Source organism: Streptomyces sp. RLA012 (assembly GCF_056270325.1).
Genome location: NZ_JBWDPA010000002.1, coordinates 5,086,133 through 5,101,584 on the forward strand (window position 1 = coordinate 5,086,133; position 15,452 = coordinate 5,101,584).

The following is a 15,452-nucleotide window of genomic DNA, read 5'->3' on the forward strand; positions in this document are numbered from 1 at the left end:
GTGTTTAAAGGGAGTTGGAGAGCTCTCTTGGAGAGTCCGTGAAGGACCACGAGAGACCACGAGAGACCACGAGGTACAACGAGAGACCACTAAGGGGCGCTTTCAGGACAGCTGGAGCAACCCCCGGAGGAGGTCGCGGCTCTCCGACGGGCCCGGGCTGTCCTGCTGCAGCTGCTTGAGCGCGCCCTCGTACTGGGTGACGTCCTCGCGCTTGTCCAGGTAGAGCGCGCTGGTCAGCTGCTCCAGGTAGACGACGTCCGACAGGTCGGACTCGGGGAAGCTCAGAATGGTGAAGGAACCGCTCTCGCCCGAGTGGCCGCCGAAGCTGAACGGCATGACCTGAAGCCGTACGTTGGGGTGATCCGACACCTCGATCAGATGCTGGAGCTGCCCGCGCATCACCTCGCGGTCGCCGTACGGGCGGCGCAGCGCGGCCTCGTCGAGGACGATGTGGAACTCCGGGGCCTTCTCGGAGACGAGGTACTTCTGCCGTTCCAGGCGCAGCGCCACCCGCCGTTCGATGTCGGCGGGGGACGCGCCCCTCATGCCGCGTTCGACGACCGCGTGCGCGTAGGCCTCCGTCTGCAACAGGCCGTGCACGAACTGGACTTCGTACGACCGGATCAGATGGGCCGCGCCCTCCAGGCCGACGTAGGTCGGGAACCAGCTCGGCAGGACGTCCGAGTAACTGTGCCACCAGCCCGCGACGTTGGCCTCCTTGGCGAGGGACACCAGCGACGTGCGCTCGGCCTCGTCCGTGATGCCGTACAGCGTCAACAGGTCCTCGACGTCGCGCGTCTTGAAGCTCACCCGTCCCAACTCCATGCGGCTGATCTTCGATTCGGAGGCACGGATTGAATAGCCGGCCGCTTCCCGGGTGATGCCGCGCGCCTCCCGCAGGCGCCGCAGATGTGACCCCAGCAGCATGCGCCGCACCACCGAGCCGCTCGACTCACCAGCGCTCACGTTCGTCCGCCTCCCCAACCGTCTTCAGACGCCGAAGTCTGCCACTAAAACACTTCAAGCAGTACTCGTTCGATTACAGAAACGGAAAGCTTTCAACCTGGCCGCACAGGAAGAGAGCAGCTGAGGGACGACAAGAGTGAAGAAGGTGACAGAAGAAATGAGCAAGAAAGTGTAGAGGAAGGTCCAATTCGGGCGCGTGCACGTGCATCTGCCCTTGCATCTGCTGTACGCATTCGGAACCATGGTCCCCGCGCCACCGCTGCATCGCAACGACCGCGAACTCCCGGGAGTGCCTCGCATGGGGACGAATGGATCGACCATGCTCGAGCCCTTACGGCAGGGACTTCCGCCGCTCGATCCCGCGGCCGTGTCCAACGCCGCTTCCTGCGCCTTGCCCGCACGCTACGAAGCCGTGCGCGAAGCCCGGAAGTTCACCCGTGGAACGCTGGACCAGTGGGAGATCGGCGACCGCTTCGACGATGTGTGTCTGGTGGTCTCCGAGCTCGTGACCAACGCGCTGCGGCATGCGTTGCCCTCGGACACTCCGCGTTCGGACGACCAGGGGCCGCCCGTGCGGCTGCACTTGATGCGGTGGACCTCACGTCTGGTGTGCGCGGTGCGCGACCCCAGTCACGACAGCCCGGTCGCGGGCGACTCGGAGGACTTCTCGGCGGAGTCGGGCCGTGGGCTGTTTCTGGTCGACTCGTTCGCCGACAGCTGGGGCTGGCATCCGCTCGCGGGGACGCTCAGCGGCAAGGTCGTGTGGGCGCTGTTCCGGCTTCCGCAGTCGGCCGACGGCGGGGCGGTTTCGAGCGAATAGAGAACCGCGGCACCTTTTAGTGCCGCGGTTCTACGCGCGTTACGCGCTGCGAGACAGTGGTTGCTCTCAGTTTTCGGCTTCGACCGTCTCGCTCGTCTCGACCGTCTCGCTCGTCTCGCTCAGTCGTCTGGCGTTCACTCGTCTCAGCCGACGATCAGGTGGTCGAACTCGCCGTCCTTGATGCCCAGGAGCATCGCTTCGATCTCGGCACGGGTGTAGACGAGCGCGGGCCCCTCGGGGAACCGCGAGTTCCGCACCGCGACGTCGCCACCGGGCAGTCTCGCGAACTCCACGCAGGAGCCCTGCGAGTTGCTGTGTCTGCTCTTCTGCCAGGCCACCCCGGTCAGCTCTGTCGCAGCCATGCCGTTGTACACGTCATCCAGGTCATCCACGTCGAACACGTCGTGGTCCACAGGTCGCTCCCCGGTGGTGCAGTGGCCGATGTGGCCATTGATGCAGTGGCCAACTGACCCGGATCATAGCTCTGTTCATGTGCAGATGCATGGGCAGATGCACGTGCACGGGGGGTGCTGCTGCGGTTACAGCTTTTACCGCCATTTGACTACAGCCTGTTGACCGCTCGACTACTGCCTGGTACTCGTCGGGCTAAATCCGGTCCAACATGTGCCCCGGGGATCGCATGCCATGCGATCCCCGGCCCCCGTCCATGATTTTCCGCGCCATCATCCGTGCAGGGTCGTCCGGGTCGAATCCCTCATGTACTAGGAACAGACGCATATCGCGCCCTTCGAGTTTCAACGTCTGCGTATTGGTCCAGTCCGCGGGGTTCGCTCCGGCTCGGGAGTGGGGGGGTGGGTCGGGGCCGTGCCGGTACGTCGAGCCCGTCGCCGCCGGATCAGACGTGAGGTGGGGAAGGGAGCCGCTGCCAAATCCGAACGTACGCGACGGGCTTGCGACGCACCGGCACGGCCCCTTCCGTACGTCCTCGCCTGCCGGCCGTCGCGGGGCACGGCCCCTTCCGTACGTACGCACTTTGGCTGCCGGCCGTGGAGGGGTGGGTGGCCAGTCCGTGCGTACTTGGCTGCCGGTGATCGTGGGGCGGGTGGGCGGTCGCCGGGGGTGAGATCGGGGATGAACCTCCGGAGGAGGTCGGTGTCCTTGTAGTCGATGTAGGTGATGTAGGTGATGGTCAGTAGCGCGTGGTCCTCGTCGTCCGCCTCCGCCGATGTGGCGACGGCGAGGACGGGGGCGTACTCCAGCTGGTGGGCGAAGGTGTCCGCGACCGTGCGTCGGTCGGTGGCGGCCTCGGCGAGGTCGTCACCGTTGGCGAGGCAGGGCGGCAGGAGGGGCGGGGCGACGGCGGTGATCACGGAGGTCAGCCGGAGGGCGCTCGCGGCGACGGCCTCGGCCATGGCTCTGGGCTCGACGGAGTCCCCACAGCTCTACGACCGCGAGGCGTCGCAGTTCCGGCACCAGGTCCTCGCGCAGGGCTCAGGTCGCGTCCCGGATCGTACGGACGACCGTGGCCGCCGCGGCCGTCGCCAGGTCGTGGAAGGGGGCGAGGCTACCGTGCGTCGGCGGCCCGCCGCGCATCCGCGTGCAGGCCGCCGGCGATCACGACGGAGAGGTCCGGGGTCGGCATCAGCCGGCACCGCCGCGCCGGCCACCGGCCCGGCTGCCCGCTCCGTACCGCCGCTCGAAGCGCTCCACCCGGCCGGCGGTGTCCAGCACCCGGGCGTTGCCCGTGTAGAAGGGGTGGCTCACGTTCGAGATCTCGACGTCCACCACCGGGTAGGTGTGGCCGTCCTCCCATTCGATCGTCTTCCCGCCCGCCGTGGCGGCGAGTGTCGAGCGGGTGAGGAAGGCGTGGTTCGCGGCGCGGTCGCGGAAGACGACCGGGCCGTACGACGGGTGGATTCCCTCGCGCATGAGGTCAGCGCTCCTCTCGGAAGTCGACGTGACGGCCGGCGACCGGATCGAACTTGCGCAGGGTCATCCGGTCCGGGTCGTTGCGCCGGTTCTTCCGGGTGACGTACGTGAAGCCGGTCCCGGCCGTGGACCGGAGCTTGATGACGGGGCGGAGTTCGTTGCGTGCCATGGCTGGTATGTTAATGGAAATGAATCCCATTTCCAAGACTTGCCAGAGAGAGGTGCGTCACCCTTGTCCGCGCATTGCATGCTGACCGGCACCAGGCCGGGCTTCGGCAACTCCATCTCCCACTCGCACCGGCGCACGTCCCGCCGCTTCGACCCGAACGTCCAGCGCAAGCGCTACTGGCTGCCGAGCGAGGGCCGTCACGTGCGGCTGCGGTTGAGCGCGAAGGGGATCAAGACGGTCGACGCGATCGGCGTCGAGGCGGCCGTGGCCAGGATCCGCGCCCGCGGGGTGAGGGTCTGATGGCCAAGAAGAGCGGGATCGCGGCGTTCGCAAGTCCTCCTGGTAGTCCGCCGGTCCTCCTGGAGGGATGCTCAGGACATTCGTAAGTTCTCCCGATGTCTCGCTCAGGCTGCTCGTGAGTGCTGCTGATAGCTTGCTGCGGTCGTTCCGGCGACCCCAGAGACACCACCACCCTTGGGGGCTTCAGTGACATCGGCGACTTCGGCGACCCTCCCGCGTCGGCGGGCGCGGATCGCGGCCACGGCCGTGGCCGCGGCTCTGGCGGGCGCGCTCGCGCTGACCGGCTGCAGCAGTGGGGACTCGGGCTCGGGATCCGGTTCCGGTTCCGGTTCCGGGGACGAGTCCGCGAGCCCCGGCGCGTCCGCCTCCGGGACGGCCGACACCGGCGGGGACTCGGGCACTTCGTCCACGGCCAACAGCAAGCTGGAGGGCAGCTGGGTGGCCACGACGGGCGGCAAGGCCGTGGCGCTGGTGATCACCGGCAAGCAGGCCGGGCTCTTCACCACGGGCGGCACCGTGTGCACCGGCACCGCCGGCGACGAGGCGGGCATGCAGATGATCCATCTCAAGTGCAACGACGGGAACAAGGACCGCGCCACGGGCATGGTCGACACGGTGAACGGCACGACGCTCAAGGTCACCTGGTCGAGCAGCCTCGGCGCGGAGCCGTACACCAAGGCGGAGGGCGGGAAACTGCCGTCCGGACTGCCGACGGCGAGCCTCGGCTCCTGAGTCCCTCGGCTCCCCTCCCTTTTATCGGCGGCCCGCTTTATCGGTGGGCCGCGGAATCCTTCGGACTTCGCGGCCCGCTCCCGTTCCTGTCGTCGTTCCCGTCGTCGGTCTTCGGCGGTACGGCGGTGTCGAGGGCCTCGGAGAGTGCGGTCAGGGAGTCCACGATCAGGCCCGCGCCCCTGCGGACGAACGTCTCCTGGGAATCCTCGGCGTCCCAGGCCTCCAGGGCCTCGCGGACGGCGTCCCAGCGCGGTACTCGGCGCTCTCGCATCACCTTCGCGCCCTGCGCGATGTCCGTGCGCAGGGCCTCGGCGAACCGGGCGGCGGCCGGGACGGGGGTCGCGTCCCGTTCCGGAAGGTGCGCCTCCAGGAGCATGGCGACGCGTCCCACCTGGGCGAGGGCGCCCTCGGCGGCACCGGTGGCGGCTCGGGACAGGCCCCGGTGACGTACCGGTTCGTTCATCGCACGGGCCACGGCCTCGTGCCAGGCGGCGCGAGCACTTCGTGAGGCGAGCAGCGCCTCGCGGAGGTCGTCCCTGTGGGGGGTGTCGGCGCCGACGGTGGGAACGGCACCGCTGCCACCGGGATCCGCGTTGCGGTCGAGGACGGCGGAGACATAGCGGGACTGGGCGGTCAGCCAGGCGGCGAGGCGGCCGCGCAGCCGGGGCGTCTCCCAGGCCGGGTAGAGCGCGTAGGCGAGCATCGCGAGCAGTCCGCCGAGCAGGGTGAGCAGCACCCGCTCCGGTACGGTCTGCTGCCACTGCTCGCCGCCCATGCCGAGCAGGAACACGACGTACGCGGCGATGAAGGCCTGTGCGGCCATCTGGCCGGTGCGCGTCAGCAGGTACATCAGCCCCGCGCTGATCACCGCGAGGGTGCCCGAGAGATACGTCCCCGGGCTCGCGAACCGCACGATCCCGGTCGCCAGCGTGACCCCGACGAGGGTGCCGCCGAAGCGGGCGATCGCGCGGCTGTACGTCTGGGAGAAGTCCGGGCGCATGATCATCACGGAGGCCAGGGGCGCCCAGTAGCCGTGGCCGAGCGGGAGCCAGGTGCCGAGGAGGTAGCCGGTCGCGGCGACGGCGGAGACGCGGGTGGCGTGGCGGCCGATCTGGGAGTCCCGGTGCAGTTCGTCGCGCATGGCACGCAGGACGACGGGCACCAGGCGGACGAGGGTGGGACGCAGCAGGGGCGCGGCGCCGCTCTTCCGCGGACCGCCGCGCGAAGCGTCCCGCACCTCGGCCGAAGGGGCTCCCACCCCGGCCGAAGAGGCTCCCGAACCGTCGGTGGTGGTCCCCGCACCGCCCGAAGCCGCCCCCGCGCCACCCGCGGCGACCGGCTCGTCCTCCCCGGCGACCGTCTCCACCACGTCCTGCAGCAGGGTCGCGAGGCGCATCGCCGCCCGGTACGACGGCCCGGTCAGGATCGCCCCCGTGTCCGGGGTCTTGAACGCGGCGGCCGCGCCCGACGGCAGGTCCACCGGTGTTCCGTGACGGACGGCGTGGGCCGCCGCGTCCAGGACGGCGGCCGCGGCGGCGAGCAGTTCGTCGACCCGGGCACGCGCGAGGCCCTCGGGCGGGACGCCCATCGCCGGGTCGGCCAGGGAGGCGAGGACGGGGCGGATGCGTTCGGCCAGGCCCCGGGTGCCGTGCAGTTCGGCGGGGCGGTGGCGCGCCTGGCGCGGGGTGACGGCGGCCGCGTTGCGGGCCTCCATCAGCGGGAGCGGGTCGAACGGTGCCGCCGGATCGTGGCGCAGCCGGCGCGCGTAGTCCGCCTCGGCGGCCAGGGCGTCGGCCAGCGCGTCACGGTGGGCACCCCAGCGTCGTACGGGAAAGAGCACCACCAGGGACGCCTGTACGAGTCCGCCCGCGATCATCAACGCGCTGTGGCCGGCCGCCTGCGCGACCGAGGTCGGCAGGGTGACCGTCACCAGCATGATCGCGACGTTCGAGGAGGCGATCAGGCCGACCGTGGGACCAGCCGCCCAGCTCAGCCCCGCCAGGAACGTCCACACCACCAGCATGGCCAGGTACAGGGCCAGGTGGGAGATGGTCACGTAGCCGACGAACGTCGAGACGGCGAGGCTCGCGCCGGAGGCGAGGGCCAGTTCCGGACGCGGCCGCCAGCTGCGCTGGAAGGTGGCGATCGCCGCCTGGAACGCCCCGAACGCCCCACCGACCGCCGCCGCGGGCCCGAACGCCCACAGACTCACCCCGATCACCAGGGCGAGCCCCGTCGCGCCGCGCAGTGCGAGCAGCGGTTCGAGACGCTTCCGTTCGATCCGCAGACCCGAGCGCGCGGTCGCCTTCAGCGCCCGGAACCAGCTCATTCCGTCAGCGTAAGGGAGGTTTCGGGACCTGCGCGGCCCGGGAGACACGTGCGGCGAGGGGGGCGCGCGACGCTCGTCCTCACGCCTGCGTGATGATCCATGAGCACCGTCATGAATTTAGGGGGAAACCCATGCGCGCCCTTCCGATCGCCGTCCTCGCCGCCACGGCGGCTCTCACCCTGACCGCCTGCGACAGCGGCGGTGACGACAGCGGTACGAAGTCCTCCACCGCCTCGACCGCTTCCGCCGCCGCCCGCTCCGGCTCCGGCTCCTCCAAGGCCTGCAAGATCGACGAGGTCGGTGTCCAGGTCGGCCCCGCCAACACCGCACCGGCCGCCGGGGACACCGGCAACGTCCCCGTCACGCTCACCAATCGCGGCGCCGAATGCGCCCTCGAAGGGTTCCCCGGCATCAAGGTGCAGGACGGCGGCGGGAGTGCGGACATTCCCGCGGACAATTCCGCCACCCCGCCGAAGCTGACCCTGGCGGCGAGCGGTACCGCTTCCTTCACGATCACCTATGTGCGGGGCACGGCGGGCGACGGGAAGACCCTCGACGCGACGACGCTGAAGATCAGCCTGCCCGGTGCCACCACCGCGCAGAGCTTCAAGTGGTCGTACGGCCCCCTCGCGGGCAAGACCGGCCCGGACGACCTGAACGCCTCCGTGAGCGCGTTCCAGGCCGCGGGCGACTAGACCGGCCCCGGGGCGGTCGGCCCGTCGGCCCCGGGCGGCCGACGCCGAACGGCTCGCGGCGGCCGGGCGTCACCGCAGCGGAGGCCGTGTCCCGACCTGGGCCCGGTCCGCCGCCGCGGCCCCTTCCTGCCAGCCGGCCGCGTCGCTGACCCCGCGCAGCCGGGTGGTGACGGTGTCCGGGAACATACGCTCCATGTGGTCCGTGACCGCCACGTCACGGGCCACCAGGACGGGCAGCAACTCCCCCTCCGCCGACGCGGCCTGTCCCTCGGCCCCCTCGGCGGCGGTCGCCAGCCGGTCGCCGATCCGGTGCGCGTAGGCGGCGAGGAACGACTGCCGGAAGGTCTTCGTACGCTTCCTCCCCCCGGCCCGCTGCGCCGCCTCCGCCTTCGTCATCGCGGCCGTGGCCTGCACGAGCAGCGAGGTGTAGAGGAGTTCGACGGCCTCCAGGTCGGGTTCGAAGCCGACGACGGTGGAGAAGCCGAGCGACTCGTTCCACACGGCACGGCAGCGGTTCGCGCCGGCCACCGCGTCCAGCAGCACCGCCTTGGCCGTCTCGTACGGCGGCTCGACGCCCATGCGGCAGGCACCGGGCGCGTCCTTGGCGTGCGTACGGGCCGCGAGCAGAGCCTCGTCGATGCTGTGCCGCGCCATCAGTTCCTGCGCCTTGGCGCTCAGTGCCTCGGCCTCCTCCGGGAACCCGGTCGCCTCGGCCTTGGCGAGCAGGGCGCGGATGCGGGTGAGCATGCGGGAGTCCTGCGGAGCGGTAGCGTGCCGGGGTGCGTCCGGGGGGCCGAGGGAGTCGAGGGGCTCGATCGCGGGGAGGCGGAGCAACAGCCGGTACAGCTGCAGCAGGGCGGTCGCGTACGAGAAGCGGTCGGTACGCGGGGCCCCGGCGTCCCCCAGCTCTTCGAGCTGCGCGGCCCAGCGCGGGCCCCGGGGCCGCCGGTCCCGGCCGGCCTCTTCGAGGATCAGCGCCGACACCAGGCGTACGTGTACGTCGTCCAGGTCGCGCCGCACGATCCGTACGGCATCGGCGGGCTGCCAGCCGCGACGCCAGGCCTGGGCGACGAACTCCTCGCCGCGGCGGGCGAGTTCGGCGTCGGAAGCGGGGTCGGCGGCGAGCAGCGAGGCGCCGGTGTCGAGGGCCGCGTCGCTGTCGGCGTAGAGCGCGGCCTCGAAGGCGCGCTCCACGGTGCTGGGCGTACTGCTCATCCCCCGATCGTGCCACGCGCTCCGGGATGCCCGGGTCTCGCATTTCCTTATCCACACCCTGTGGATAAGGAAATGCCTGTGGATACCCAAGGTCGGCGCGAGCGTCAACTTCGGGTTGACGTTCGGAGACTGTCAACCTACGGTTGACGCATGACGACGAACCCACTCGGTACGCCATCCGTACGTCTCGACGACCTCATCGAGGCCATCAAGAAGGTCCACACCGACGCGCTCGACCAGCTCCAGGACGCGGTGATCGCCGCGGACCACCTCGGCGACGTGGCCGACCATCTGATCGGCCACTTCGTGGACCAGGCCCGGCGTTCGGGCGCGTCCTGGACGGACATCGGCAGGAGCATGGGGGTCACCCGGCAGGCGGCGCAGAAGCGCTTCGTCCCCAAGGCCGAGTCGGACCTCGACCCCAACCAGGGCTTCGGGCGTTACACACCCCGGGCCCGGAAGGTGGTCATGGTCGCGCACAACGAGGCGAAGGCCGCGGGCAACACCGAGGGGCTCCCCGAGCACCTCGTCCTCGGCCTCCTCACCGAGCCCGACGGGCTCGCCGCACAGTTGATCACCGCACAGGGGGTGACCCTGGAGGCCGTCCGCGAGGCCGCGACCGCGGCGCTCCCGCCGGCGGCCGCCGAGGTCCCGGAGCTCATCCCGTACGGCCCCGCCGCCAAGAAGACCCTGGAACTCACCTTCCGCGAGGCCCTCCGCCTCGGCCACAACTACATCGGCACCGAGCACATCCTCCTGGCCCTCCTGGAACACGAGAACGGCGAGGGCGTCCTGAGCGGGGTCGGCATCGACAAGGCGGCGACCGAGGCGCAGCTCGCGCGCCTGCTGGAGGGCATCGCGGGGGTGCGGGAACCGGACGGTCAGTGACGATCAAGTAGAGACCCGAGCCCAGCGCGTCGGGCGGCTGACGGTCATTGTCAGACCTGCCTGCGAGACTCGGATTCATGAGCGACCGGTGGGCTCTCGGGCCGGCCGAGGACGGTGGTGCGGAGGTCGCCCCCCTCGGCCCCGACGGGCTGCCCGCGGGGCCGGTGCGCAGGGAGGCGGATCTGGTCGAGGCCGTGCGGGGGCGGCCCGACGTGGTGCGGTGGGTCTGGCGGTCCACGGCCGACGTATATCCGCGTCTGCTCGCCGCGGGGGTGCGAGTGGAGCGGTGTTACGACATCGAGGCCGCCGAGACACTGCTGCTCGGCCACGAGGGCAGGCTCGGCGAGCCCCGCTCGGCGGCCGCCGCGCTGGCCCGGCTGCGCGGCGGCCCCGTACCGCCGGATCCCCCGCAGCGCTCCGCCGAGCCCGGATCGCAGTCCTCCCTCTTCGAGCCGCGCCCGGTCCGCGTGCCGCTGGAGGATCTCCTCGCGGTGTACGCCGATCAGCGGCGCCGCCATGACGCCACCGCGCACCCGGAGCGTATGCACCTGCTGACGACGGCCGAGTCGGCGGGCATGCTGGTGGCGGCCGAGATGAACCGCACCGGGCTGCCGTGGCGCGCGGACGTCCACCGCGAGGTGCTGCACGAGCTGCTCGGCGAGCGGTACACGGGCGGTGGCGAACCCAGACGTCTCGCCGAGCTCACGGACGAGGTGTCGGCGGCCTTCGGCAGACGCGTCCGCCCCGACCTTGCCGCCGATGTCACCAAGGCCTTCGCACAGGCCGGGATCAAGGTCAGGTCCACGCGCAGATGGGAGATCGAGACCGTCGACCACCCGGCCGTGAAGCCGCTGCTCGCCTACAAGAAGCTGTACCGGATCTGGGTGGCGCACGGCTGGTCCTGGCTGCAGGACTGGGTGCGCGACGGGCGGTTCCGGCCCGAGTACCTGCCGGGCGGGACGGTCACCGGACGGTGGGTGACCAACGGCGGGGGCGCGCTGCAGATCCCCAAGGTCATCCGGCGTGCCGTCGTCGCGGATCCCGGCTGGCGGCTCGTCGTGGCCGACGCCGACCAGATGGAGCCGCGGGTGCTGGCCGCGATCTCCCGCGACCCCGGCCTGATGGAGGTCGCGGGCCGGGAGAGCGATCTCTACCAGTCGGTGTCGGACCGCGCGTTCGCGGGCGACCGGGGCCAGGCCAAACTCGCCGTGCTCGGCGCGGTGTACGGGCAGACGTCCGGCGACGGCCTGAAGAACCTGGCCGCGCTGCGCAGACGCTTCCCCAGGGCCGTCGCGTACGTGGACGACGCGGCGCGGGCCGGCGAGGAGGGCCGGCTCGTACGGACCTGGCTGGGTCGGACCAGCCCGCCGGCGGCCGGCGCGAGCGACGCGGCCTCGGAGGAGGCCGGCATCCCGCAGGACGAGACCACCGAGACCACCGACCCGGCCACGGGCACGGGCACCCGGGCCCTCGGGGAGGAAGGCTGGGTCCCCGGCTACGCCTCCGCCAACTCCCGCGCCCGCGGCCGCTTCGCACGCAACTTCGTCGTCCAGGGCAGCGCCGCCGACTGGGCGCTGCTGCTGCTCGCCGCCCTCCGCCGCACCTGCGCGGAGCTCGCCGCCGAGTTGGTCTTCTTCCAGCACGACGAGGTGATCGTGCACTGCCCGGCCGAGGAGACGGACGCGGTCGTGGCGGCGATCCGGGAGGCCTCGGAGCTGGCGGGACGGCTGACGTTCGGCGCGACCCCGGTCCGCTTCCCGTTCACCACGGCGGTGGTGGAGTGTTACGCGGACGCGAAGTGATCACACCGGATCACGTCCGATCACACCGGATCGGATCGGACTACGCGGATCACGTCGGATCGCATCGGACTACGCGGATCGCATCGCATCGGATCGGATCGGATCACGTCGGATCGGATCACGTCGGTGAAGGCCGGAGGAGTTCCTTCAGCTCCTCCACCACCCGTGTGTCCGTCCCGTCCAGCGCTTTGAGCGCCGACCGCCACAGTTCGTACGCCCCCTCGACATCTCCCTGCGTGCGCAGCAGCAGCCCGAGCTGGTGCCGGGCGAGCCCGCCGGAGTAGCGGTCGGCGCGCTCATCGGCACGGCACAGCAGCAGATCGCACTCGCGCGCCGCCCGCTCCGTGTGCCCCACCCCGCGCAGCGCACGCACCAGCCCGAGCCGCGTCTGCGACTCCCCGTGCCAGTCGCCGTGACCGCCCAGGATGCGCAGGCTCTCCTCGAAGTGCGGTACGGCGGCGGACGGTTCACCGAGGGTGAGGTGGGCGTAGCCGATGTTGCAGTGCGCGGAGTGCCGGATGATCACGTCGTCCATCGTCTCGCCGATCGCGAGGCTGCGCTGGTGGTGGTCGATGGCGGCCCTGGCGTCCGTGTGCTCGTACAGATTGCCCAGGTGGCTGTAGGTGATGGCCTCGGTGTGCGGGTCGCCCAGCTCCCGGGAGAGTTCGAGGCTCTGCAGCAGTGCCTCGCTGGACTCGGCGTATCGGCCGAGACCTTCGAGGAGCATGCCGCGGTTGTTCAGGCCGCGCCGTATCCACGACAGCACCCCGAGCCGCCGCCAGATCGCCAGCGCCTCGTCGTTCAGCGTGAGCGCCTCGCTCGCGCGGCCCGTCATGAAGTGCAGCCCCGCGAGGTCCCCGAGCGCATACGCCTGCGCGGCCTCGTCCCCGAGCCGGCGCGCCGCACCCAGCGCGGCCCGCAGGAGCACCTCCGACTCCGCGACGCGGCCGCTGCGCTGGAGGTAGGGGTTGAGCAGCCGCACCAGCACGGGAACGTACGCCGATGTGTCCGCGTACCGCTCCACCAGCGCCACCACGTTCTCCAGTTCCAGATCGCCCCAGGCGAAGGCGTCCTTGGCGGAGCAGAACGGCGCCGTGGCCGCGGCGTCCACCGCGTGCGCGGCCGGCTGGGTGGCGGTCGGCCGGCTGCGGTCCTCACGGTCGAGCCCCGCCTCGACGATCGCCTGGAGCAAGCGCGCGGCGACACCGGCGTACCAGCGCAGGGCGCGCTCGGCCACCCGGACACCCGTCTCTCCCGGCTCCTCTCGTTCTCCCGGCTCTAGGGGCGCTAGGGGCGCCAGGGGCGCTAGGGGCTCTCCCGGTGTTTCCGGCCCCGGCTCCGGTCCTGCCTCCATCGGTGCCGTCGCTCCCGCGATCTCCCTCGCGAAGTCGCGGACGAGGTCGTGGGGTGCGTAGCGGCCGTACGCCGTCTCCTCCAGGAGCGCGACGTCCACGAGGCGGTCGAGGGCCGCCTCGGCGCGGAATTCGGGGACGCCGGAGAGGCGGGCGAGGAGAGGCGCCCCGTACACGGGGAGGTCGAGCGCGCCGACGCTGCGCAGGACGAGCGCCGCGTCCCGGTCGGCCTCGCGCTCCGAGGCGCTCAGCGCGTCGTGCGCGACGGCCAGGGACCTGCGGACGCTCAGATCGTCGTACTCCAGGTGGTGCAACCGCCCTTCCGTGGCGGTCAGTTGACCGGCCAGCGCGTCCGGCGTGAGCGCACGGCGCGCGGCGAGGCGGGCCGCGACGACACGGAGGGCGAGCGGGAGCCGGCCGGTGAGTTCGACGAGCGGGTGCCCGCCGTCGAGCCCGTCCACCCGTCCGGAGACCGCGCGCAGCAGCGCCGCGCTGTCCTCGTCCGACAGCGGCGCGAGCGGGAAGCGGCGGGCGCCGTCCAGCGCGGTGAGCGGCGAACGGCTCGTCACGATCACCGCGCACCCCGCGCCCGCGGGCAGCAGCGGCCGTACCTGTCCGGCGTGCGCGGCGTCGTCCAGCACCATCAGCGTGCGTGTCGGCGCGAGCATCGACCGGAGCAACGCGGCGGCCGCGTCCTGGTGTTCGGGGATCCGGCGCGGCTCGGCGCCGAGGTCGCGCAGCAGCGCGGCGAGCGCCTGGCCGGACGTGAGGGGGGTCATCCCGGGCGTGGCCCCGTGCAGGTTGACGTACAACTGGCCGTCAGTAAAACGTTCTCTCAGCCCATGTGCCACATGCAGTGCCAGCGCGCTCTTGCCGACTCCGGCCATCCCGCTGATGACGGCCACGGCCGGAGCCGGGGGCCCGGGGCGCCGGTCCGTGTCCAGGGCCAGTCCGAGTTCCTCGCGTACGTCGCCACGGCCGGTGAAGTGTGCGGGCGGGGGCGGGAGTTGGGCGGGTCGGGGCGGAGCCGACCGCGCCGCAACGGTCGCCTTCGAATGATTCGAATGATCGGTGCGCTCGTCGCGGTCGCGGTCGTCACGGTCGTGGTCGTGACCGCCGTCACGGTCGCGGTCGCGGTGGTCGTGTCCACGGTCGCGGTCGGCCTCGTCGGCTTCCCGGTCCCGCCCACGCTCCCAGGCCCGCTCCCGCAGGATCTCCAGATGCGCCTCGCGCACCGCGGAGCCCGGTTCGACGCCGAGTTCCTCGATCAGGCGGGTGCGCAGATCGCGGTGGACGGCCAGGGCCTCGGCCTGGCGTCCGGTGCGGTGCAGTACGAGCATCAGCAGCCGGTGGAAGGCCTCCCGCAGCGGGTACTCGGCGACGAGGGCGGCCAGTTCGGGCGCGAGGGCGGCGAGTCGGGCGGGGCCGGTGTCGCCGGGGACTGCGGCGGGAGTACGGGCGGCTACGGCCGCACCGGCGTCAGCGGGATCAGCCGGATCAGCGGGATCAGCGGGATCAGCGGGATCAGCGGGATCAGCGGGATCAGCGGGATCAGCGGGATCACCTGCGCCACCGGTGGCTCCCGTTGCTTTTGCGTCGACGGTGGCACCGACATGCCCGGCACCCGCACCCGCACCCGCACCCGCACTCGCACTCGCACTCGCACCCACGAGCCGCAACTCCGCCTCGTACCGCCACTCCAGTACGAGCAGGCGCGCCTCCTCCAGCCGCTGGACGAGCGCGTGTCCGCCGAACTCGGCCGGGACCCCGCCGAGCGGTGCGCCGCGCCAGAGCGCGAGCGCCGCCAGGGCCTCGCGCAGTGCCCGTTCCCAGTCGTGTCCGGCCTGCGCGGCGCGTGCGGCCGTGACGTGGGAATCGAAGACGCGGACGTCCAACTCGCCCTCGCCGACCCGCAGGAGATACCCCGGTGACACAGCCCGCAGCCGCTCCGGATCGTCGAGGAGGCGTCGCAGCCGGGTGACGTGGTTCTGCAGCGAGGCCTGCGCGGACGCGGGCGGCGCCCCGCCCCACAGCGCGTCCTTGAGGACGTCGACCGAGACGACCCGCCCCGGCTCCAGGAGCAACGCGACCAGCAGGGCGCGCAGCTTCGCACTGCCGATCGAACGGACCTCGCCACCGGCGTCGTACAAGACCGGCGGACCCAGCAGCCCGAACCGCAGCCCGTACCGCATAGCCCGTCCCACTGCCTTCCCGTGCGCTTCCCGTACGACCGTGCAGGCCGGCCCGAACCAGTCCCGGGCAGCCCCGGTTGGCCGCGGCCGGACCGGATCGGA

Annotated in this window: 13 protein-coding genes and 1 pseudogene; 6 read left to right on the plus strand and 8 right to left on the minus strand. The window is 71.6% G+C overall.

Annotation, left to right across the window (positions count from 1 at the left end):
• Positions 1-102 precede the first annotated feature (102 nt).
• Positions 103-927, minus strand: coding sequence for a helix-turn-helix domain-containing protein (locus RV986_RS23135; protein ID WP_475924393.1), 825 nt, complete (start codon positions 925-927; stop codon positions 103-105).
• A gap of 337 nt (positions 928-1,264) precedes the next feature.
• On the opposite strand from RV986_RS23135, the gene RV986_RS23140 reads away from it, so the two are divergent.
• Entirely contained in the window at positions 1,265-1,786 is a 522-nt protein-coding gene (locus RV986_RS23140) for an ATP-binding protein (protein ID WP_475919223.1), read from the plus strand.
• A gap of 143 nt (positions 1,787-1,929) precedes the next feature.
• Here the strand turns inward: RV986_RS23140 and RV986_RS23145 are convergent, their stop codons facing one another.
• The 4 genes and pseudogenes from RV986_RS23145 to rpmG form a co-directional block, all read right to left on the minus strand.
• The gene (locus tag RV986_RS23145) at positions 1,930-2,199 is read right to left on the minus strand and encodes a DUF397 domain-containing protein (RefSeq protein ID WP_475919224.1); all 270 of its coding nucleotides are present in this window, start codon (positions 2,197-2,199) and stop codon (positions 1,930-1,932) included.
• 738 nt (positions 2,200-2,937) lie between these two features.
• Positions 2,938-3,389: pseudogene (locus tag RV986_RS23150) on the minus strand (cobalamin biosynthesis protein CobW); the annotation flags it as partial.
• Complete coding sequence (locus RV986_RS23155; RefSeq protein WP_475919225.1) at positions 3,389-3,676, minus strand: type B 50S ribosomal protein L31; 288 nt, start codon at positions 3,674-3,676, stop codon at positions 3,389-3,391. The gene RV986_RS23155 and the pseudogene RV986_RS23150, both read right to left, overlap by 1 nt.
• Before the next feature lie 4 nt (positions 3,677-3,680).
• Positions 3,681-3,845, minus strand: coding sequence for a 50S ribosomal protein L33 (gene rpmG, locus RV986_RS23160; RefSeq protein ID WP_030846000.1), 165 nt, complete (start codon positions 3,843-3,845; stop codon positions 3,681-3,683).
• Positions 3,846-3,908: 63 nt separating this feature from the next.
• On the opposite strand from rpmG, the gene rpmB reads away from it, so the two are divergent.
• Both rpmB and RV986_RS23170 read left to right on the plus strand, forming a co-directional pair.
• Positions 3,909-4,145: a 50S ribosomal protein L28 gene (rpmB, locus tag RV986_RS23165; protein WP_475919226.1), complete on the plus strand. Its 237-nt coding sequence runs from the start codon at positions 3,909-3,911 to the stop codon at positions 4,143-4,145.
• Between the two features lie 186 nt (positions 4,146-4,331).
• Positions 4,332-4,877 (plus strand): hypothetical protein, encoded by a 546-nt coding sequence (locus RV986_RS23170; RefSeq protein ID WP_475919227.1) that lies wholly within the window; start codon positions 4,332-4,334, stop codon positions 4,875-4,877.
• Positions 4,878-4,914: 37 nt separating this feature from the next.
• On the opposite strand, the gene RV986_RS23175 is transcribed toward RV986_RS23170, so the two are convergent.
• Complete coding sequence (locus RV986_RS23175; protein WP_475919228.1) at positions 4,915-7,206, minus strand: FUSC family protein; 2,292 nt, start codon at positions 7,204-7,206, stop codon at positions 4,915-4,917.
• A 131-nt stretch (positions 7,207-7,337) separates the two neighbouring features.
• Here RV986_RS23175 and RV986_RS23180 point away from each other — a divergent pair, with 131 nt between their 5' ends.
• Positions 7,338-7,901, plus strand: coding sequence for a DUF4232 domain-containing protein (locus RV986_RS23180; protein WP_475919229.1), 564 nt, complete (start codon positions 7,338-7,340; stop codon positions 7,899-7,901).
• 69 nt (positions 7,902-7,970) lie between these two features.
• Here the strand turns inward: RV986_RS23180 and RV986_RS23185 are convergent, their stop codons facing one another.
• Positions 7,971-9,116, minus strand: a complete 1,146-nt coding sequence (locus RV986_RS23185) for a DUF2786 domain-containing protein (RefSeq protein WP_475919230.1) — start codon at positions 9,114-9,116, stop codon at positions 7,971-7,973.
• 150 nt (positions 9,117-9,266) lie between these two features.
• Here RV986_RS23185 and RV986_RS23190 point away from each other — a divergent pair, with 150 nt between their 5' ends.
• Together RV986_RS23190 and RV986_RS23195 are read left to right on the plus strand one after the other, a co-directional pair.
• Positions 9,267-10,004 carry a Clp protease N-terminal domain-containing protein gene (locus RV986_RS23190; RefSeq protein ID WP_475919231.1) on the plus strand — a complete coding sequence of 246 codons (738 nt, stop codon included), beginning with the start codon at positions 9,267-9,269 and terminating at the stop codon, positions 10,002-10,004.
• Between the two features lie 77 nt (positions 10,005-10,081).
• On the plus strand, positions 10,082-11,806 hold the full coding sequence (locus RV986_RS23195) for a bifunctional 3'-5' exonuclease/DNA polymerase (protein ID WP_475919232.1): 1,725 nt from the start codon (positions 10,082-10,084) through the stop codon (positions 11,804-11,806).
• 118 nt (positions 11,807-11,924) lie between these two features.
• Here RV986_RS23195 and RV986_RS23200 read toward each other — a convergent pair whose 3' ends face one another.
• Positions 11,925-15,350: an AfsR/SARP family transcriptional regulator gene (locus RV986_RS23200; RefSeq protein WP_475919233.1), complete on the minus strand. Its 3,426-nt coding sequence runs from the start codon at positions 15,348-15,350 to the stop codon at positions 11,925-11,927.
• Positions 15,351-15,452: the final 102 nt, after the last annotated feature.

Coding starts and splice junctions, on each gene's coding strand:
- RV986_RS23135 (WP_475924393.1), bottom strand. CDS start 927: ATGCTGCTGGGGTCACATCTGCGGCGCCTGCGGGAGGCGCGCGGCATC.
- RV986_RS23140 (WP_475919223.1), top strand. CDS start 1,265: ATGGGGACGAATGGATCGACCATGCTCGAGCCCTTACGGCAGGGACTT.
- RV986_RS23155 (WP_475919225.1), bottom strand. CDS start 3,676: ATGCGCGAGGGAATCCACCCGTCGTACGGCCCGGTCGTCTTCCGCGAC.
- rpmG (WP_030846000.1), bottom strand. CDS start 3,845: ATGGCACGCAACGAACTCCGCCCCGTCATCAAGCTCCGGTCCACGGCC.
- RV986_RS23175 (WP_475919228.1), bottom strand. CDS start 7,206: ATGAGCTGGTTCCGGGCGCTGAAGGCGACCGCGCGCTCGGGTCTGCGG.
- RV986_RS23180 (WP_475919229.1), top strand. CDS start 7,338: ATGCGCGCCCTTCCGATCGCCGTCCTCGCCGCCACGGCGGCTCTCACC.
- RV986_RS23185 (WP_475919230.1), bottom strand. CDS start 9,116: ATGAGCAGTACGCCCAGCACCGTGGAGCGCGCCTTCGAGGCCGCGCTC.
- RV986_RS23190 (WP_475919231.1), top strand. CDS start 9,267: ATGACGACGAACCCACTCGGTACGCCATCCGTACGTCTCGACGACCTC.
- RV986_RS23195 (WP_475919232.1), top strand. CDS start 10,082: ATGAGCGACCGGTGGGCTCTCGGGCCGGCCGAGGACGGTGGTGCGGAG.
- RV986_RS23200 (WP_475919233.1), bottom strand. CDS start 15,350: ATGCGGTACGGGCTGCGGTTCGGGCTGCTGGGTCCGCCGGTCTTGTAC.